The sequence below is a fragment of the Xanthomonas nasturtii genome (assembly GCF_001660815.1).
In the GTDB taxonomy this organism is placed as follows: Bacteria; Pseudomonadota; Gammaproteobacteria; order Xanthomonadales; family Xanthomonadaceae; genus Xanthomonas; species Xanthomonas nasturtii.
Genome location: NZ_LYMI01000089.1, coordinates 131,015 through 149,137, shown reverse-complemented (window position 1 = coordinate 149,137; position 18,123 = coordinate 131,015). Strand labels below are relative to the sequence as shown.

The 18,123-nt window shown below is 65.1% G+C and carries 16 protein-coding genes; 10 read left to right on the top strand and 6 right to left on the bottom strand.

Going from position 1 to position 18,123, the window contains the following annotated elements:
* Positions 1 to 194, top strand: a 194-nt coding sequence (locus A7D16_RS23925) for a hypothetical protein (protein ID WP_204377168.1), incomplete at its 5' end; no start/stop codon positions are given.
* Positions 195 to 394: 200 nt separating this feature from the next.
* Here A7D16_RS23925 and A7D16_RS20915 read toward each other — a convergent pair.
* Positions 395 to 1,759, bottom strand: coding sequence for a glutamate--cysteine ligase (locus tag A7D16_RS20915; protein ID WP_095522483.1), 1,365 nt, complete (start codon positions 1,757 to 1,759; stop codon positions 395 to 397).
* A 324-nt stretch (positions 1,760 to 2,083) separates the two neighbouring features.
* On the bottom strand, positions 2,084 to 2,707 hold the full coding sequence (gene yihA / locus A7D16_RS20910) for a ribosome biogenesis GTP-binding protein YihA/YsxC (protein ID WP_064635235.1): 624 nt from the start codon (positions 2,705 to 2,707) through the stop codon (positions 2,084 to 2,086).
* Between the two features lie 144 nt (positions 2,708 to 2,851).
* Here yihA and A7D16_RS20905 point away from each other — a divergent pair, with 144 nt between their 5' ends.
* The 7 genes from A7D16_RS20905 to betA all read left to right on the top strand — a co-directional run bounded on the left by A7D16_RS20905 (position 2,852) and on the right by betA (position 11,590).
* Positions 2,852 to 3,649 carry a c-type cytochrome gene (locus A7D16_RS20905; RefSeq protein ID WP_064635233.1) on the top strand — a complete coding sequence of 266 codons (798 nt, stop codon included), beginning with the start codon at positions 2,852 to 2,854 and terminating at the stop codon, positions 3,647 to 3,649.
* A gap of 104 nt (positions 3,650 to 3,753) precedes the next feature.
* Entirely contained in the window at positions 3,754 to 4,404 is a 651-nt protein-coding gene (locus tag A7D16_RS20900) for a thiol:disulfide interchange protein DsbA/DsbL (protein ID WP_064635231.1), read from the top strand.
* Between the two features lie 91 nt (positions 4,405 to 4,495).
* Positions 4,496 to 5,293, top strand: a complete 798-nt coding sequence (locus A7D16_RS20895) for a thiol:disulfide interchange protein DsbA/DsbL (protein WP_064635229.1) — start codon at positions 4,496 to 4,498, stop codon at positions 5,291 to 5,293.
* Between the two features lie 49 nt (positions 5,294 to 5,342).
* Complete coding sequence (locus tag A7D16_RS20890) at positions 5,343 to 6,107, top strand: endonuclease/exonuclease/phosphatase family protein (protein ID WP_082925911.1); 765 nt, start codon at positions 5,343 to 5,345, stop codon at positions 6,105 to 6,107.
* A gap of 153 nt (positions 6,108 to 6,260) precedes the next feature.
* Positions 6,261 to 8,240 carry a choline BCCT transporter BetT gene (gene betT, locus A7D16_RS20885; RefSeq protein WP_064635225.1) on the top strand — a complete coding sequence of 660 codons (1,980 nt, stop codon included), beginning with the start codon at positions 6,261 to 6,263 and terminating at the stop codon, positions 8,238 to 8,240.
* Between the two features lie 38 nt (positions 8,241 to 8,278).
* Complete coding sequence (gene betB / locus A7D16_RS20880; RefSeq protein WP_064635224.1) at positions 8,279 to 9,751, top strand: betaine-aldehyde dehydrogenase; 1,473 nt, start codon at positions 8,279 to 8,281, stop codon at positions 9,749 to 9,751.
* Between the two features lie 168 nt (positions 9,752 to 9,919).
* The gene (gene betA / locus A7D16_RS20875) at positions 9,920 to 11,590 is read left to right on the top strand and encodes a choline dehydrogenase (RefSeq protein WP_064635222.1); all 1,671 of its coding nucleotides are present in this window, start codon (positions 9,920 to 9,922) and stop codon (positions 11,588 to 11,590) included.
* A 101-nt stretch (positions 11,591 to 11,691) separates the two neighbouring features.
* On the opposite strand, the gene A7D16_RS20870 is transcribed toward betA, so the two are convergent.
* The 4 genes from A7D16_RS20870 to pssA form a co-directional block, all read right to left on the bottom strand.
* Positions 11,692 to 12,825: a pectate lyase family protein gene (locus A7D16_RS20870; RefSeq protein ID WP_064635220.1), complete on the bottom strand. Its 1,134-nt coding sequence runs from the start codon at positions 12,823 to 12,825 to the stop codon at positions 11,692 to 11,694.
* Positions 12,826 to 13,773: 948 nt separating this feature from the next.
* Complete coding sequence (gene rimI, locus A7D16_RS20865) at positions 13,774 to 14,256, bottom strand: ribosomal protein S18-alanine N-acetyltransferase (protein ID WP_064635217.1); 483 nt, start codon at positions 14,254 to 14,256, stop codon at positions 13,774 to 13,776.
* Positions 14,253 to 14,696 (bottom strand): alanine acetyltransferase, encoded by a 444-nt coding sequence (locus A7D16_RS20860; protein ID WP_193395493.1) that lies wholly within the window; start codon positions 14,694 to 14,696, stop codon positions 14,253 to 14,255. Before A7D16_RS20860 ends, rimI begins: the two co-directional genes overlap by 4 nt.
* Positions 14,697 to 14,730: 34 nt before the next feature.
* On the bottom strand, positions 14,731 to 15,504 hold the full coding sequence (pssA, locus tag A7D16_RS20855; RefSeq protein ID WP_064635251.1) for a CDP-diacylglycerol--serine O-phosphatidyltransferase: 774 nt from the start codon (positions 15,502 to 15,504) through the stop codon (positions 14,731 to 14,733).
* A gap of 133 nt (positions 15,505 to 15,637) precedes the next feature.
* On the opposite strand from pssA, the gene A7D16_RS20850 reads away from it, so the two are divergent.
* Positions 15,638 to 16,036: a DUF4124 domain-containing protein gene (locus tag A7D16_RS20850; RefSeq protein ID WP_064635214.1), complete on the top strand. Its 399-nt coding sequence runs from the start codon at positions 15,638 to 15,640 to the stop codon at positions 16,034 to 16,036.
* A 273-nt stretch (positions 16,037 to 16,309) separates the two neighbouring features.
* A complete protein-coding gene (locus A7D16_RS20845) occupies positions 16,310 to 18,004 on the top strand; it encodes a proline--tRNA ligase (protein WP_064635212.1) in 1,695 nt (564 codons plus the stop codon).
* Positions 18,005 to 18,123: the final 119 nt, after the last annotated feature.

Below are 18,123 nucleotides of genomic sequence, written 5' to 3'. Positions count from 1 at the left end.
GTGCGTATGTGGACTCGACGTTCTCCATCGCTCCAAAGCACAACACACCGCGCGCGGCGCACCAAAGCGGCGTTGCCGTGACGCTTGCGCATCACCGCCTCCAATTCAGCACGCTGTTGGATCGTCAGCTTCGTTCTTTGCATGACACACTACCTGGGGATCATGCATCCGATTTCAATGATTCAGTGGACTAGCCAGCCACGCCGGGCCGAAGAACCTGTCAGCAAGATGGCCTCGCGTGCCGCCGTCCTACATCAGCGGATGCGAATTCGGAGATAGCAGGTGACAGCACGTGCTGCCAGCGATTGGCATCCGAGACGCACAGACCTTGCGCTGCACGAGAACGCCCAACGACTGCTCCCGCCAACGCGCGCTGGCTACTGCAACCGCACGCTCAGTACGCAAACTCGCGGAACACGCGGTCGATATCGCCATTCCAGGCGCCGTGGTACAGCGCCAGCTTGCGCTCGGCCGCGGTGACGCCGCTTTCGGCAATCTCGGCAATCACGTCGAGAAACCCGGTTTCGTCCTGCCCGTCGCGATTCAGGCATGCGCGGCGACGCAGGCCTTCGCGCGCGATATTGACCGCCTCCACTGCCAGGTCGCGCGCAGTGCCGTTGCGGAACGGCAGGCCCAGTGCGTGCTTGGGCACGCCATCGCGCAGCGCATGCCGCTCGGTGGGGCTGAAATCCTTGACCAGGTCCAAGGCCGCATCCAGCGCGGTCTGGTCGTACAGCAAGCCCACCCAGAACGCCGACAACGCGCATAGGCGATCCCACGGGCCGGCATCGGCGCCGCGCATTTCCAGATATTTCTTCAACCGCACTTCCGGGAATGCGGTGGTCATGTGGTCGGACCAATCGCGCAGCGTCGGCAGCGCGCCCGGCAGCGCCGGCAGCTTGCCCTGCATGAAGTCGCGGAAGCTCTGCCCGCTGGCATCGTGATAGACGCCATCGCGGTAAGAAAAATACATCGGTACGTCGAGCAGATAATCGACGTAACGCTCGTAACTGAAGCCGTCTTCGAACACGAAATCCAGCATGCCGGTGCGGTCGGCGTCGGTGTCGGTCCAGATGTGCGAGCGGTAGCTCAGGTAGCCGTTGGGCTTGCCTTCGGTGAACGGCGAATCGGCGAACAGCGCGGTGGCGATCGGCTGCAACGCCAGCGACACGCGGAACTTCTTCACCATGTCCGCTTCGGTGGCGTAATCCAGGTTGACCTGCACCGTGCAGGTGCGCGTCATCATGTCCAGGCCCAGCGAGCCGACCTTGGGCATGTAGTTTTTCATGATCTGGTAGCGGCCCTTGGGCATCCACGGCATCTGGTCGCGGCGCCACTTGGGCTGGAAGCCCATGCCCAGGAACCCGAGCTGCAACTCGCCGGCCACCTGCGCCACTTCGTCCAGATGGGTGCCGGTTTCCACGCAGGTGTGGTGCAGGGTTTCCACCGCCGCGCCGGAAAGCTCCAGCTGGCCGGCCGGCTCCAGCGTCACCGAGGCGCCGTCGCGCAGCAGCGCGATGGTGTGGCCGTTCTCCTGCACCGGCTCCCAGCCGAAGCGGGTCAACCCGCTCAGCAGGGCCTCGATGCCGCGCGCACCCTCGAACGTGGGCGCGCGCAGGTCGTCGAGCTGGAAGCCGAACTTTTCGTGCTCGGTGCCGATCCGCCAGTCCGCACTCGGCTTCTCGCCGGAGGCCAGCACCTGGACCAGTTCCGCGCGTTCGGTGATCGGCGTTTCGGCAACGTGGCTGGGACTCGACAAGGGCAGGCTCGCAAACGAAAGGGGTGGGACGATGTGGGGATCCTCCCCAGCCACCGCAAGGCCCGCACTATACCCGCAGGGCATGCAAGAATTGCCGCTATCGGCCGGGTCTGAGATTTCCATCCATGCGCACGCCGCAGGATGGGCCGCAGCGCGCATCTCAGCAGTCACCGCTTCCGCCGCCACAGCTGTGCGATCAGGCGTCCGCAACCGGCACACCGGACAACCCGCGGGGCCGTGCCGGCCGGCACAGACGAAGACGGCGAGCACTGGCTCGCCGTCTTGCACCGCATCAAAAGGCCACGGCCATGGGGCCGCCCGGCATCACTCGGCTGCGGGCGTTTCCACATCCAGGCCCAGCCAGCCACCGACGATGCCGCGCAATTCGTCCACGCCCTGGCGCGATTCGCCGGAGTAGGTCTGCACGGTCACGCTGTCGCCGAAGCGCGAGGTCACTTCCTTCTTGACCTTCTGCAGGGTCTGCATCTGCTGGCCACGGCCGAGCTTGTCGGCCTTGGTCAGCAAACCGTGCGCGGGCAGGCCGCGTTCGGCCGCATAACCGAGCATCTGCAGGTCGTAGTCCTTGAGCGGATGGCGGATGTCCATCACCACCACCAGCCCGCGCAGTGCCTCGCGGGTGCGGAAATAGCGGTCGATGAAGGCCTGCCAGTGCGCCTGCAGGTCCTGCGGCACCTTGGCGTAGCCATAGCCGGGCAGGTCCACCAGGTAGCGCTCGGGCTGGATCTGGAAGAACACCAGCTGCTGGGTGCGGCCAGGGGTCTTGGACACGCGCGCCAGCGAATTCTGGCGGGTCAGCGCATTGAGCGCGCTGGATTTTCCGGCGTTGGAGCGGCCGGCGAAGGCCACCTCGAAGCCACCATCGTCAGGCAATTGCCGGGCGTTGTGGGCGGACAGGTGGTAGCGGGCTTGTTCGATAAGGAGCGACATCCCCCTAGGATCGCACGTTCGGGCTCTGCCGGTTTTGCTGCGCTGTTCGTTGACCCTGGCGCAAAGGCGTGTCGATAATCGAAGCACGCCTGCCATTGACAGCACCCAACGCGCGCGGGCCGGGTCCATACGGAGCTTTAGCTGATGCGCCATGCTCGTGTGCTAGTCCTCGCCGCCCTCGCCGTGCCGGTTGTTGCCGCCGTGGCGTTTGCGCAATCGGCGGTCACGCCGATCCCCGATCCGCCGCCGGTGCGCACTGCGCCGCTGGAGGTGGACCTGTCCAAGACCACGTGGGGCGATGCCAAGGCCGGCCAGGCCAAGGCAGCTGCCTGTGCGGCCTGCCACGGACCGGACGGCAATCCGGCGGTGGCGATGTACCCGCGCATCGCCGGGCAGACCGAGCGCTACGTGGCGCATCAGGTCGCGCTGATCGCCAGCGGCGAGCGCAACACCGGCATGTCGGCGGTCATGGTGCCGTTCGTCAAGGATCTCACCGCGCAGGACATGCGCGATCTGGGCGCCTACTTCGCCACCCAGAAATCCGCCGCCGGCGTCGCCGACGACGCGGCGATTGCCGAGGGTCCGTATCAGGGCATGAAGTTCTACGAAGTCGGCGAGAAGCTCTACCGCGGCGGCGACATCGCGCGCGGCGTGCCGGCCTGCATGGCCTGCCACGGGCCCTCCGGCGGCGGCAATCCGGGCCCGGCCTACCCGCGTCTGGGCGGGCAACATGCCGACTACGTGGCGCGGCGCCTGAAGGAATATCAGGCCGGCACCACCCAGGAGCGCAATCCGGCGCTGTTCAATATCATGGCGCAGGTGGCGCATCCGCTGACCGAGCAGGAGATCCAGGCGCTGGCCAGCTACCTGCAAGGCCTGCATGATCGTGCCGACGACGCCGCGGCGGCGCAGCCGGTTGCAGGAGCGCCCGCACGCTCGTGAGTTGACAGCCGCCGTTGCCACGCCGTTGCCACGCCGTTTCACGACGCCGGTCCTGCGACCGGCGTCGTCGTTTCCCGCTCTCCCCTCGCCCCCACGGAGCCCGCATGAAATTGTTTTCCCGTCTGCCCCTGCTGTTGTTGTTCCTGATGCCGCTGGTGGCCTGTGCCGCCGACAAGACGGCCGCGCCGGTCGAAGGCGAGGACTACACCCTGATCGATGGCGGCCAGCCGTACGCCCCGTTGGCCGGCAAGGTCGAGGTGGCCGAGGTGTTCGGCTACACCTGCCCCCACTGCGCGCATTTCGAACCGGTGCTGGAAGCCTGGGTGGCCAAGCAGCCCTCCTACGTGCGCTTCACCCCGGTGCCGGCGGCCTTTGGCGGCTTCTGGGATGCGTTCGCGCGTGCCTACTTCACTGCCGACATCCTGGGCGTGGCCAAGCGCAGCCATCGCGCCATGTTCGAGGCCATCCACGAAAAGCAGACCGTGCCCACCCAGAACGTGGCCCCGGAAGAACTGGCCGCGTTCTACGCCAACTACGGGGTGCCGCAGCAGCGCTTCATCGAGACCTTCAAGAGCGAGGCGGTGGAGGCCCGGCTCAAGGCCGCGCGCGAGTTCGCGCTGCGCAGCAAGATTCCCGGCACGCCGGCCATCATCGTCAACGGCCGCTACCTGATCGGCGCGCGCAATTACCCGGACATGCTGCGCGTGGCCGACTACCTGATCGCCCGCGAACACGCGGCGCCTGCCAAGCGCTGAACCGCGTAACCGCCACCGACGGCCGCCCGTGGCATCATGCGCCCCGCGGCCGTCCGGCCCTTTCCTTGCCCCACGCTGGAGATCCAATCCGATGAAGACCCGCTTCGCCCTGACGCTGATGGCGCTGTTGCCGATCCTGGTCGCCTGCAAGGCGCAGGACGGTTCGTCCGACACTGCACCTGCCGACACCGCCACCGCTCCTGCCGCCGCTGCCCCGGCTGCAGACCCGGCCGCCCCGCCGGCGGTTGGCGAAAGCGCCACCACCCCGCCGCCGGCCGCGCCCAGCGCCGCCCCGCGTGCGCCGAATGGCCCGGAGCCGGTCGCCGGCACCGACTATGTCGACATCCAGGCTGGCCAGCCGTACCAGCAGGCCGCCGGCAAGATCGAAGTGGCCGAAGTGTTCGGCTATGTCTGCCCTGCCTGCAATGCGTTCCAGCCGCTGATCGGGCCGTGGAAGGCCGGCCTGCCGTCGGACGTGCATTTCGTCTACGTGCCGGCGATGTTCGGCGGCCCGTGGGATGACTATGCGCGTGCCTTCTTTGCCGCAGAGACGCTGGGCGTGCAGGAAAAGACCCACGAGGCGCTGTACAAGGCCATCCACGTCGACCAGACCCTCAAGGGCGAGCGCGGCAAGGATTCGGTGCAGGACATCGCCGGGTTCTACGCCAAGTACGGCGTGGACCAGAAGACCTTCATCGACACCATGAGCAGCTTCGGCGTTTCGGCCAAGACCAACCGCGCCAAGCAGTTCGCCACCCGCAGCCAGATCACCGGCACGCCGTCGCTGATCGTCAACGGCAAGTACCTGGTCAAGGGCAAGAGCTTCCCGGACATGCTGCGCATCGCCGATCACCTGATCGCGCGCGAACGCGCCACGCTGGCCAAGTGAGCCGAGCGACCGCCACATCGTGAACGCTTCGGACTCGCGCACCCTGCGGGTGCTGACCGCCAATATCCAGGCCGGCTCCAGCACCCGCCGCTACAGCGACTATGTCACGCGCAGCTGGTCGCACGCGCTGCCGCTGGGCAGCAAGCGCACCAGCCTGGACAGCATCGCCAAGCTGGCCGGCGAACGCGACATCGTCGGCCTGCAGGAGGCCGACCCGGGAAGCCTGCGTTCGGGCTTCACCAACCAGACCCACTATCTGGCCGAGCGTGCCGGTTTCGATTACTGGAGCCACCAACCCAACCGCCGCATGGGCGGGGTGGCCTCCAGTGCGAACGGTTTGCTGAGCAAGCTGGAACCGGTGGAAGTGCAGGACCACGCCCTGCCCGGCCGCATCGGCGGGCGCGGCATCCTGCTGGCCAAATTCGGCGAGGGCCGCGACGGCCTGGCCGTCGCGGTGGCGCATCTGTCGCTGGGCGCCAACTCGCGCATGGCGCAGCTGGCCTTCATCGCCGAACTGTTGTCCGACCATCCCAACGCAATGCTGATGGGCGACTTCAATTGCATGGCCGACCGACCGGAAATGCAGGCGCTGTATCGCCACACCCGTCTGCAGCCGCCAAGTTGCGAAGTGCACACGTTTCCCAGCTGGCGCCCCGACCGCGCGATCGACCACATTCTGGTCAGCGACAGTCTGGTGATCGAACATACCGAAGCGATTCCTGCCGCGTTCTCCGATCATCTTGCGGTGGGGATGGATATCCGCGTGCCAACGCAGTTACTGCGTAAAGAACAGCTGACAAAACAACTGCGCTAGCTTCGTTGGCCCCTCTGAAACCACGCAAAGTGGCTACGGGTTCGCACTGGCGGACTCGACCGATGACACCCCCTCGACACCGCCTGTGCGATAACGCAGGCGGTTTTTCGTTGGGAGCACAGCACGTGATACGCATCGTATGAGTGCATTGCCATGAGTGCCACAGCGCCACACACACAGCCGGTCCGCACCCTGCGCCCGGTGTTCGTGCTGGCAGCCACGGTGGTCTGCACATTCGCCTTGCTGGTGTCGTTTTTTCCGCTTGAATCGGGCCGCGTGCTGCTGGATGCGCAGACCTGGGCCTCGCGCAATGTGGGTTGGTACTACCTGCTGGCGATGACGGTGTACCTGGTGTTCGTGCTGGGCGTGGCCTTGTCCAGCTACGGCAACATCAAACTCGGCGCCGATCACGACGAACCGGAATTCAGCTACCTGTCCTGGGCCGGCATGCTGTTCGCCGCGGGCATCAGTATCACGCTGTTCTTTTTCTGCGTCTCCGAACCGCTCACCCATTCTCTGCAACCACCGCAAGGCGGCACCGGCAGTGGCGAGGCTTCCGCACGGCAGGCGATGCAGTTGCTGTTCCTGCACTGGGGCTTGCATGGCTGGGGCGTGTTCGCACTCGCCGCCATGGCGCTGGCGTATTTCGCCTTCCGCCACAACTTGCCGCTGGCATTGCGTTCGGCGCTGTATCCGCTAATTGGCAAGCGCATCAACGGGCCGATCGGCTACACCGTGGATGCGCTGGGCATCGTGGCCACCGTGTTCGGCCTGGGCGCGGACATGGGCTTTGGCGTGCTGCATCTCAACGCCGGTCTGAGCACCCTGATGGATGTGCCGCATACGCACTGGGTGCAGGTGGCGCTGATCGTGGCGATGATGGGCGCAGCGATCGTGGTGGCGGTGTCCGGCGTGGAAAAAGGCGTGCGCTGGATGTCGGACATCAACATGCTGCTGGCCATCGCGCTGTTGCTGTTCATGCTGTTTGCCGGCCCCACGCAGTATTTGCTCAATGCGTTGATACAGAACCTGGGCGACTACCTGGGCAGCGTGGTCAACAAGAGTTTCGACGTGTACGCCTACGGTGGCCGTGCCGACTGGCTGGGCAACTGGACGGTGTTCTATTGGGCGTGGTGGATCGGTTGGGCACCGTTCGTGGGGCTGTTCATCGCACGCATTTCGCGCGGCCGCACCATTCGCGAGTTCGTGCTGGGCGTGCTGCTGATACCACTCGGTTTCACGCTGGCATGGCTGTCGATCTTCGGCAACAGCGCGCTGGACCAACTGCTGCATCACGGCCAGGGCGCGCTGGCGCAACAGGCCATCGATGCACCTGAGACGGTGCTGTATTCGCTGCTGCAGAGCTACCCGTGGAGCCGCGCGGTGATTACGATCACCGTGGCGATCAGCTTCGTGTTCTTTGTGACCTCGGCCGATTCCGGCACGGTGGTGTTGTCTACGCTCTCCTCGCACGGCGGCGAACCGCACGACGATGGTCCGCGCTGGCTACGCGTGTTCTGGGGCGTGCTCACTGCCGTGGTCACTGCAGGGTTGTTGCTGGCCGGCAGCATGGATGCACTGAAATCGGCAGTGGTGCTGGCATCGCTGCCATTTTCTGCGGTGCTGTTGCTGATGGCTTGGGGCTTGTCGCGTGCACTCAGCGAAGAATCGCAGCGCAAACGCGCACAGCTCTACAGCCCCAGCCCGTTGATCGGGCAATCGCGCCACCACCGCGGCTGGCGTCAGCGCCTGGGCCAGGCAATGCACTTCCCGGCGCGCGATGAGGTGTATCGCTTCATGCACGACCAGGTGCGCCCCGCCATCGAAGCAGTCGCCACGCAATTGCAGGAAGAAGGCTGGAAGGTCAGCAGCCGCATCGACGATGGCGACATGGAAATCAGCGTCGACCACGGCGAGCAACAAGGCTTCCGCTATCAGGTGGTGATGCGCGGTTATCTCACCCCTTCGTTCGCTGCGCAGCGGCTGCGCAACCACCGTTATTACCGCGCCGAGGTGTACCTGTACGAAGGCAGCCAGGACTACGACCTGGTCGGCTACAGCCACGAACAGATCATCAACGACATCATCGATCAATACGAGCGTCACCTGCAGTTTCTGCACCTCACCCGCTGAGTGCGTCGCTGCGGCGACCGTCCCACAGGAGGTTTGTCATGCCACGTTTTCCCGACCAGCTGCTGTACATCGGCGGCCGTTATGTTCCCGCCCGCGGCGGCCACACCTTCGAAGTGGTCAACCCGGCCACCGGTGAAGTGCTGGCCAACGTGCACAACGCCGGCGCCGACGATCTGGATGCCGCCGTCGATAGCGCAAAGGCCGGCCAGCAACAGTGGGCGGCGCTGACCACGGTGGAGCGTTCGCGCATCCTGCTGCGCGCGGTGGCATTGCTGCGCGAGCGCAACGATGCGCTGGCCGAACTGGAAACGCTCAATACCGGCAAACCGTTGAGCGAAACCCGCAGCGTCGATATCGTCACCGGTGCCGATGTGCTGGAGTATTACGCCGGCGTTGCGCAGGCACTGCAGGGCGTGCAGGTGCCGTTGCGCGAAGGCAGCTTTTTCTACACGCGCCATGAACCGTTGGGCGTGGTCGGTGCGATCGGCGCATGGAATTACCCCATCCAGATTGCACTGTGGAAAGCCGCGCCGGCGCTGGCCGCCGGTAATGCGATGATCTTCAAGCCCAGCGAAGTCACCCCACTTACTGCGCTGAAGTTGGCCGAAATCTTCACCGAGGCCGGCTTGCCCGATGGCGTGTTCAACGTATTGCCGGGCGATGGCGCCAGCGTGGGCACCGCGCTGACCGAGCATCCGGAAATCGAGAAGATCAGCTTCACCGGCGGCACCGCCACCGGCCGCAAGGTGATGGCCAGCGCCTCGAGTTCGTCGTTGAAGGAGGTGACCATGGAGCTGGGCGGCAAGTCGCCCTTGATCGTCTGTGCCGATGCCGACCTGGATCTGGCCGCCGACATCGCCATGATGGCCAACTTCTACAGCTCCGGGCAGGTGTGCACCAACGGCACGCGCGTGTTCGTGCCGCGCGCGTTGCGCAACGCCTTCGAAGCGCGATTGCTGGCGCGTGTGCAACGCATCCACATCGGCGACCCGCTCGATACGCGTACCACCTTCGGCCCGATGGTCAGCGCAGCGCACATGCAGCGGGTGCTGGAACATATCGAGCAGGGCAAGGCCGAAGGCGCGCGCCTGCTCTGCGGTGGCGAGCGTCTGCGCGATGGCGCGCTGGCGCAGGGTTGCTACGTGGCACCCACCATCTTCAGCGACTGCACCGATGTGATGACCATCGTGCGCGAAGAGATCTTCGGGCCAGTGTTGAGCCTGCTCACCTATGACGACGAGGACGAAGCGGTCACGCGCGCCAATGCCACCACCTATGGCCTGGCTGCCGGCGTTGTCACCCCGGATCTGGCGCGCGCGCACCGGCTGATCCATCGCCTGGAGGCTGGCATCTGCTGGATCAACACCTGGGGCGAATCGCCCGCGCCGATGCCGGTGGGCGGCTACAAGCAATCCGGCGTCGGGCGCGAGAACGGTTTGGCCACGCTGCAGGCCTACACACGTACCAAGTCTGTCCAGGTCGAACTGGAACGTTACGCCTCGGTGTTCTGAGTTGCGGGCAAGCCTTCGCGCACAGGCCACCCCGGGTGGAGCACGCGTTGGCAAAGACGCAGCGTGCATCGCCACGCTGCGGAATGGGCGCCAGCGCATTGCCTACCTCGCCCCCTCCCCCTGCAGCGCCCCACGCGCCACTGCACCGACATCGCACAGGAGAACACCATGCAACGCGAATACGACTACATCATCATCGGCGCCGGCTCGGCGGGGAACGTGCTGGCCGCGCGCCTCACCGAAGACCCGGGCGTGACCGTGCTGTTGCTCGAAGCCGGCGGGCCGGACTATCGCCTGGATTTCCGCACGCAAATGCCGGCCGCGCTGGCGTTCCCGTTGCAGGGACGGCGCTACAACTGGGCCTACGAAACCGAGCCGGAGCCGCACATGGACAACCGGCGCATGGAATGCGGGCGCGGCAAGGGCCTGGGCGGTTCGTCGCTGATCAATGGCATGTGCTACATCCGCGGCAACGCACTGGACTTCGACCATTGGGCCAAGCGCCCCGGCCTGGAAGACTGGAGCTACCGCGATGTGCTGCCCTACTTTCGCAAGGCCGAAACGCGCGATATCGGTGCCAATGAGTACCACGGCGGCGAAGGTCCGGTGAGCGTAGCCACGCCGAAGAACGACAACAACGTGCTGTTCCATGCCATGGTCGATGCCGGCGTGCAGGCGGGCTACCCGCGTACCGACGATCTCAATGGGTATCAACAAGAGGGCTTCGGGCCGATGGACCGCACCGTGACGCCACAAGGGCGACGCGCCAGTACCGCGCGCGGTTATCTGGACATGGCACGCCCGCGCGATGGCCTGCACATCGTCACCCGCGCAACGACGGACCGCATCCTGTTTGCTGGCAAGCGCGCCATCGGCGTGCACTACCTGGTCGGCAACAGCAGCGAAGGCATCGATGCGCACGCGCGCCGCGAAGTTTTGGTGTGCGCGGGTGCAATCGCGTCGCCACAGCTGTTGCAGCGTTCCGGCATTGGTGCCCCCGATCTGTTGCGCGCACTCGACGTGCAGCTGCTACACGACCTGCCCGGCGTCGGCCAGAACCTGCAGGATCATCTGGAGGTCTACATCCAGTACGCGTGCACCAAACCGGTGTCGTTGTATCCGGCCTTGCAGTGGTGGAACCAGCCTGCAATCGGTGCGGAATGGCTATTTGCTGGCACCGGCACCGGTGCCAGCAACCAGTTCGAAGCAGGTGGTTTCATTCGCACCCGCGAGGAGTTCGACTGGCCCAACATCCAGTACCACTTTCTCCCCGTCGCCATCAATTACAACGGCAGCAATGCGGTGAAGGAACACGGCTTTCAGGCGCATGTGGGCTCGATGCGCACGCCCAGCCGTGGGCGCGTGCATGCCAAATCGCGCGATCCGCGCCAGCACCCCTCGATCCTGTTCAACTACCAATCCACCGACCAGGATTGGCAGGAATTTCGCGACGCGATCCGCATCACCCGCGAGATCATCGCGCAACCCGCACTCGACCAGTACCGTGGCCGCGAGATCAGCCCCAGTGCCGATTGCAAGACCGACGCCGAGCTGGACGCGTTCGTACGCTCCCGCGCGGAAACCGCTTATCACCCCTCTTGTTCCTGTGCGATGGGCACCGACGACATGGCGGTGGTGGATGGGCAGGGCCGCGTGCACGGCATGGAAGGTCTGCGCGTCATCGACGCCTCGATCATGCCGCGCATCATCACCGGCAATCTCAACGCCACCACCATCATGATTGCCGAGAAGATCGCCGACCGCATGCGCGGCCGCACCCCGCTGCCACGCAGCACCGCCGACTATTACGTCGCCGGCGATGCGCCTGTGCGCGGGTAACGGCGGAAATAGCCTGTACTGGAACACACAACGCCCGCATCGCTGCGGGCGTTGTGTGATTCGATGCGGCGCTGCCAGCGCAGCGCTGCACGCAGCGACAGTTACAGCTTGCCGGCACCCGACTTGGCCTTGACGTCTGCGGCCACCTTGTCGGCCGACAGCAGGTTGTAGGTGTACGGCGGCGTCCAACCGATGTTGGTATTCCACGAGCACGACAGCGCCTTGCCGTTGAGCAGCGAGCCCTGATCGCGATACACGCTGCCACCGTAGTCGGCAGCGATCTTGTCGCAACTGCTCACGCCACTGATGTCGAACACATTGCGCTCGGAGAAGATCTTCGATTCCTTGCCCACACCATGCACGTGCGAGAACGGATACACCTTATTGCTGGTGCTGCCGACGTGGTAATTGTTGTACAGATGCACCTGACCAAAGCGGACGCGTGGTGCGCGTGCGGAAATGTTTTCGAACAAGGTGTTGTGGATGGTGACCTTGAGCTTGCCGCTGTCGGTGCTGGAGGCGCTGTCACTGGAGCCGATCAGGCTGTTCTTCTCGTGCGACTTGAATGCCGAGTACGAGATGGTGACGAAGTTGGCGCCCTTCTTGACGTCCATCGCGCCATCGTGATGCTGCTTGGGGCGGCCGTTGGCGGTGCCGTTCTGGTCGTCGGTGCGACGGCCATCGGTGAAGGTGACATGGTCCACCCACACATTGGTGGCACCTTCCACGGTCAGACCGTCGTATTCGGCATTCCAGTTTCCGGCGCTGCCGTCATCCGGATCCCAGACCGGCTCGGGGTCCCATGGATTTTCGATGGTGAGGTTGCGGATGATGACGTCGTTGGCCTTGACGTAGAAATAGCCTTCGCGGATCTCTGCGTTGCTGGTGATGCCGATCAGCGTGGTCTTGGTCGGCACGTCCAGACGCGCGCGCGTTTTCATGTCCGAGGTCTTGGTGTACGGCTTGCCTTCGCTGACATCGATGATGCCGCTGATCTTGATGATGCGGCCATTGCTGCCCACGCTGGCTTTCAGGGCGGCTTTCAGCTCGGAGGCATTCTTGACGGTATAGATGTTGGCGGCAGCGGCCTTGGAGCCGCCCTTGGTGCCGCCGTTCTGCGTTGCCCAACCAGTGGTTGCAACTTCCAGCGCAGGATCGGCGCAGGCAACGCCTGTCAGCAGCAACGACCCGACAAACAGCGACGCGGCGGCCGCCGTCGAAAATTTCGGCTTCATCTTGGTGTCTCCCTCGGATGGGTTTGATGCGCCGCGCGGCGGCACACCCCTGATCTAGCAGATACGGAACGTACTATTCATCTGTGTACTTTTCAGTTCCGTGAAGCCGATACTAGGAGCATCGCAATCGCTTGTATCTAGCCGATGTATGGATGTGCACGCGCAGTCACGCAAACGCTTGCGAGACACACAAGAGAAGACAAAACGCTGCGATCAAGACACACGGAGACATCACCGGGGACACTGCAATGCAGCATGCTGCGTGCCGCAATGCAGGAGGACGTCGTTCAAGCGCGACGTGTCGCGCTGATCACAAAAAATCGTTGTTTTTCGATGCGTTCGCCATTTTCATGCATCGCCGCGATGCGCAACCTCATCCGATGCGCTACGCGTTATGCGATCAGAGCAACTGAACATTGCGCATTGGAATAGGGCGAAAGATTCACCATGCGTGTTACCAATGCATCGCGTCAGATGTGTGCGACACGCAAGTGGATTCACTGCAACGTTGTGACCACTGCACGCGTGCAAGTTGGGATCGATTGCAGAGCTGTACGCCCGCCACCGTGCCAAGGCACGCCGGCAGGCGTCATGGGAAAATACTTGCAACATCGCAACGCATCGAGCCCGGCCACACGCTTGCTGCAGACTTCGTCAACCGCACCGGCACAGCGCGGCGCGCTTGTCAGGTGAGCGATATCGCCAAACACTCCATGCAGAGACGCGCTGCACGCATGCAGCTTGCTCAGCGAGTCATTCGTCTGGAGTTGCCGCAGGTTCACCGAGCTCAGCCCCCAGTCGGCGCAGCATCGCCGATCGCGCACGCTGGTCGCATGGCTCACCGCAAGGCGAACGCGGTGGGCTTCATGCCAGTTGCGAGTGCGTGTTCAATGCCAAGCCAGACGCAGGCATTTGTAGACTGCATTGCTCAACGACCGCTACGTGCGCTCAAGAGAACCCGTCGAAGAACAGCTCGATCGCCATCACCAACGCATCCTCGCGCCCGGTGTTGGAGGGGTAGTAGCGCGGGCGCCGGCCAATTTCGTTGAAGCCTTCGGAGTGATACAGCGCAATCGCCGGGGGATTGGAGGGGCGCACTTCCAGAAACGCGCGCCGCGCGCCGCGGTCGCAGGCGCCCTTGATCAGCGCGCGCAGCAACACGCGCCCGTGGCCTTGCGATTGCGCCTCCGGTGCGATGCAGACATTGAGCACATGCGCCTCGTCGGCGGCGATGCTGATCACGCCGTAGCCGATGACCTGACCGCCCTGCTCCATCACCCAGCCGGGGTAACCGGCCTGCAGGCAGTCGCGAAAGATGTTGCGCGTCCATGGAAACGGATACGCGCGAACTTCGATCTCCATCACCACATCCAGGTCGCTCTCGCGCATTGCGCGCAACGAGGTGGGTTGCGGCGCGTTCAGTGCGCTCACGCAGGATCCCGGCGCCGCCGCAGCGCACGCAGCTGCGGCCACAGCGCGCGCTTGGCGGCAGGGTTGCCGCGTAGCTCCGCCAGCGGCCAGGACGCCATCAATGCCTGGGTTGCAGGGTCGCCCGGGTTGCAGCCGGACGCACGCAACAAGGCCATCTGCAGGCGGTCCGGCATGCCGACGCGACTGCGCCGTTGCGGTGCCGACGCCGGCGCGGTGTCGGGCGAACGTGGTGTTTCGGCTGGTGCAGCCGGTGCGCTGCGCCGTGCACTGGGCACCGCGACAGCTGCAGACTGCGGCGCACGCTCCACGCGTGCCGGCACGGCCATCGGCGCGCGCTCGGCGACCTCGACGGGCGCAGGCAACGCATCTGCGGCATCGCGATCCAGATAGACGGTGTGCCCCAACGCCTGCAGGTACGACACCTGCAGATCGGACCACATCGGCTCGAATGCCGAATCGCTCACGAGAACGCGCTCATGGCAGCTCGGGCACCCGCCGCCAGCGTCGCCACAACCACATCACCGGGCCGGACAAGGCGTACAGCACGCCGATCACCAGCAACGAACGGGCCAGATCGATCACCAGCAGCGCAATCACCACCGTGGCGATGGCCAACGCCAGGAACGGCACCCGGTCGGCACGCGGGCCGCGCGCGCCACCCTTGAAGCTCCAGAAGCGGATTCGGCTGACCATCAGCAACGCCGACACCACCGTGATCGCCAGCGCCACAAAGCGCAGCTGCTCGCCATCGAAGCCCAGGCTGTCGTCGGCGAAGGCCCACACGAAAGACATCATCAAGCCGGCCGCGGCCGGGCTGGCCAAGCCGATGAACCAGCGTTTGTCGACCACGCCGACCTGGGTGTTGAAGCGCGCCAGCCGCAGCGCCGCGCAAGCGGCATACAAGAAGGCGGCCGACCAGCCGACCCGGCCCATCACGTTGCTGTCGTATTTCAGCGCCGACAGCGACCAGTGGTACATCACCAGCGCCGGGGCCATGCCGAAGCTGACCAGATCGGCCAGCGAGTCGTATTGCACGCCGAATTCGCTGCTGGTGTTGGTCAGGCGCGCAACCCGGCCGTCCAACCCGTCCATCACCGCCGCCACGAACACCGCCATCGCCGCCTGGACGAACTGACCATTGGCAGCGGCGATGATGGCGTAGAAACCGGAAAACAGCCCGGCGGTGGTGAACAGGTTCGGCAGCAGGTAAATCGTGCGCGAGCGCGGGGGCGGTCTCATTTCATTCATCCGGCAAGTGTAGGGCCTGAGGTCCGTTTGGCGGTAGCGCGCCCTGCCCTTGACGCGTACGCCGGGCGGCATCACTTGCCAGCGCAGGCCGCGGATGCTGCAATCGCCGCGGGAATCATCCAGGGGAAGCCACATGCAGCTGTCGTCCGGGCTTTGCGCCCTGTTGATGCTGGTCAGCGCCGGCGCCGGCGCGACCGATCTATACAAGTGGAAGGACGCCAGGGGCGTGACCCACTACACCGAAACCCCGCCACCGACCGGCCAGCGCTACGAAGCGCGCCGGATCGACGCGCGCAGCGGCACCGCGGCCATCGCCGCGCCGGAGACCGCCACGCCCGAATCGGCCGACTGCCTCACCGCACGCCGCAACCTGGAACTGCTCAGCGGCAAGGGCGAGGTCACCATGGGCGCCGGCGACGGCAAGCCCGGCAGCCCGCTCGACCCGGACGCCCGCGCCGCGCAGCGCACTCTGGCCGAAGCCGCCACCAAGGCCTATTGCAGGCCGGCAGCGACCGGCGCCCCGGCGACCTGAGTTCGGGCCTGACAGCCTGTGCGGCTGTCAGGCCGTTTGAGACGGAGACGACGCACCGCGAGGTTGGCGCGCTGCGTGTCGAAGGCGGCGCATACACATCCTGAGTCCTGTGCCCGGGCCCGCACCGCCGGCCCACACCCCGGCATCACGACCGCCTGATCAGGTACGCCGACCCGCTACCACTCCCGCTGCGCAGCGCCGCGCAGCCACTGGCCGATGACCGGCAGGGCGCGACACTGGCAAACTAGCGGCTTTCCGCCCAAGCGAAGCCCGATGCGTCTTTCCCAGTTCCACCTGCACACCACCAAGGAAACCCCGGCCGACGCCGAGCTGGTCAGCCACCGTCTGATGCTGCGCGCGGGCATGATCCGCAAGCTGGCCTCCGGGCTGTACACCTGGTCGCCGCTGGGCCTGCGCGTGCTGCGCAAGGTCGAGGCGATCGTGCGCGAGGAAATGAACCGCGCCGGGGCGGTGGAAGTGCTGTTCCCCACCATCCAGCCGCGCGAGCTGTGGGACGCCACCGGGCGTTGGGAAAAGTTCGGCGGGCAGTTGCTCAAGATCAAGGACCGCAAGGAGCAGGAGTTCTGCTACAGCCCCACCGCCGAGGAAGCTGCGGCCGAGTTCGCGCGCCAGGAGATCAACAGCTACAAGCAGCTGCCGCTGAATTTCTATCAGATCCAGACCAAATTCCGCGATGAAATCCGCCCGCGCTTCGGCGTGATGCGTGCGCGCGAGTTCCTGATGAAGGATGCCTATTCGTTCCATCTCACCGATGCGGACATGGCGCGCGAATACGACAACATGCGCGCCGCCTACACGCGCATCTTCACTCGCCTGGGGCTGGATTTCCGCGCGGTGCAGGCCGATTCGGGCGCCATCGGCGGCGATGCGTCGCAGGAATTCCACGTCATCGCCGACTCCGGCGAAGACTCGCTGGCGTTCTCCACCGCCTCCGACTATGCCGCCAACGTGGAAACCGCCAGCGCCACCCTGCCGGGTCCGCGACCGGAGGCCGCCGAGAGCATGCGCCAGGTCGACACGCCCACCCAGAAGACCTGCGAAGACGTCGCCCAGTTGCTGGGCATCGCGTTGCAGCGCACGGTCAAGTCGGTGGCGGTGATGACCGACGCCGGCTTCGTGCTGGTGCTGGTGCGTGGCGACCATGCCGTCAACGAGATCAAGCTGGGCAAGGTGGCCGGCCTGGCCAGCTACCGCCTGGCCAATGAAACCGAAATCCGCGAGCACCTCGGCTGCGAGCCCGGCTTCCTGGGTCCGGTGAATACCGCCCGCCCGGTGCGCGTGGTGGCCGATCGCGATGTCGCGGCAATGGCCGATTTCGTGGTCGGCGCCAATGTGTCCGGCGCGCACCTGGTCGGCGTCAACTGGGGCCGTGACTTGCCCGAGCCGGAGACCGTGGCCGATGTACGCAACGTCATCGACGGCGAGCGTGCGGCCGATGGCGGCGAACTGCGCCTTGCCCGCGGCATCGAAGTAGGCCACGTGTTCCAGCTGGGCAGCCAGTACGCGCAAGCGCTGCAGGCCACCGTCATCGACGAAGGCGGCAAGGTCGCGGTAATGAAGATGGGCTGTTACGGCATCGGCATTTCGCGCATCGTGGCCGCGGCGATCGAACAGAACCACGACGATGCCGGCATCATCTGGCCCGCGCCGATGGCGCCGTGGCAGGTGGTGGTGTGCGTGATCAACCCGAAACAGGATGCCCAGGTGGTCGCCGCCGCCCAGGCCTTGCTGGACGAATTGATCGCCGCCGGCCTGGATGCCGCGCTGGACGATCGCGGCCTGCGCCCGGGCGCGATGTTTGCCGATATGGAACTGCTGGGCATTCCGCATCGGGTGGTGGTCTCGGAGCGTGGATTGGCAGCCGGCACATTTGAATATCGCGCCCGCACCGCCGATGCAGCAGAAAACCTGGATAAAGCCGGGTTATTCTCCCGCCTGGGGCATTGATCAAACCCCCGGCAACCACTTCAATTGGATGAACACAAGGCGCCGATTTATTTCGGCGCATTTGTCATACCGGTTTTCTGACATTATGATGGCCAGCGCTGCCACGGACCGGCATTCTT

What these genes read in the sequence shown, in the direction of transcription:
- A7D16_RS20850 (WP_064635214.1), top strand. Translation starts at nt 15,638, where the DNA reads ATGCAGCTGTCGTCCGGGCTTTGCGCCCTGTTGATGCTGGTCAGCGCC.
- A7D16_RS20845 (WP_064635212.1), top strand. Translation starts at nt 16,310, where the DNA reads ATGCGTCTTTCCCAGTTCCACCTGCACACCACCAAGGAAACCCCGGCC.
- A7D16_RS20905 (WP_064635233.1), top strand. Translation starts at nt 2,852, where the DNA reads ATGCGCCATGCTCGTGTGCTAGTCCTCGCCGCCCTCGCCGTGCCGGTT.
- yihA (WP_064635235.1), bottom strand. Translation starts at nt 2,707, where the DNA reads ATGTCGCTCCTTATCGAACAAGCCCGCTACCACCTGTCCGCCCACAAC.
- A7D16_RS20870 (WP_064635220.1), bottom strand. Translation starts at nt 12,825, where the DNA reads ATGAAGCCGAAATTTTCGACGGCGGCCGCCGCGTCGCTGTTTGTCGGG.
- pssA (WP_064635251.1), bottom strand. Translation starts at nt 15,504, where the DNA reads ATGAATGAAATGAGACCGCCCCCGCGCTCGCGCACGATTTACCTGCTG.
- A7D16_RS20860 (WP_193395493.1), bottom strand. Translation starts at nt 14,696, where the DNA reads ATGTGGTCCGATCTGCAGGTGTCGTACCTGCAGGCGTTGGGGCACACC.
- betB (WP_064635224.1), top strand. Translation starts at nt 8,279, where the DNA reads ATGCCACGTTTTCCCGACCAGCTGCTGTACATCGGCGGCCGTTATGTT.
- A7D16_RS20900 (WP_064635231.1), top strand. Translation starts at nt 3,754, where the DNA reads ATGAAATTGTTTTCCCGTCTGCCCCTGCTGTTGTTGTTCCTGATGCCG.
- betT (WP_064635225.1), top strand. Translation starts at nt 6,261, where the DNA reads ATGAGTGCCACAGCGCCACACACACAGCCGGTCCGCACCCTGCGCCCG.
- A7D16_RS20895 (WP_064635229.1), top strand. Translation starts at nt 4,496, where the DNA reads ATGAAGACCCGCTTCGCCCTGACGCTGATGGCGCTGTTGCCGATCCTG.
- betA (WP_064635222.1), top strand. Translation starts at nt 9,920, where the DNA reads ATGCAACGCGAATACGACTACATCATCATCGGCGCCGGCTCGGCGGGG.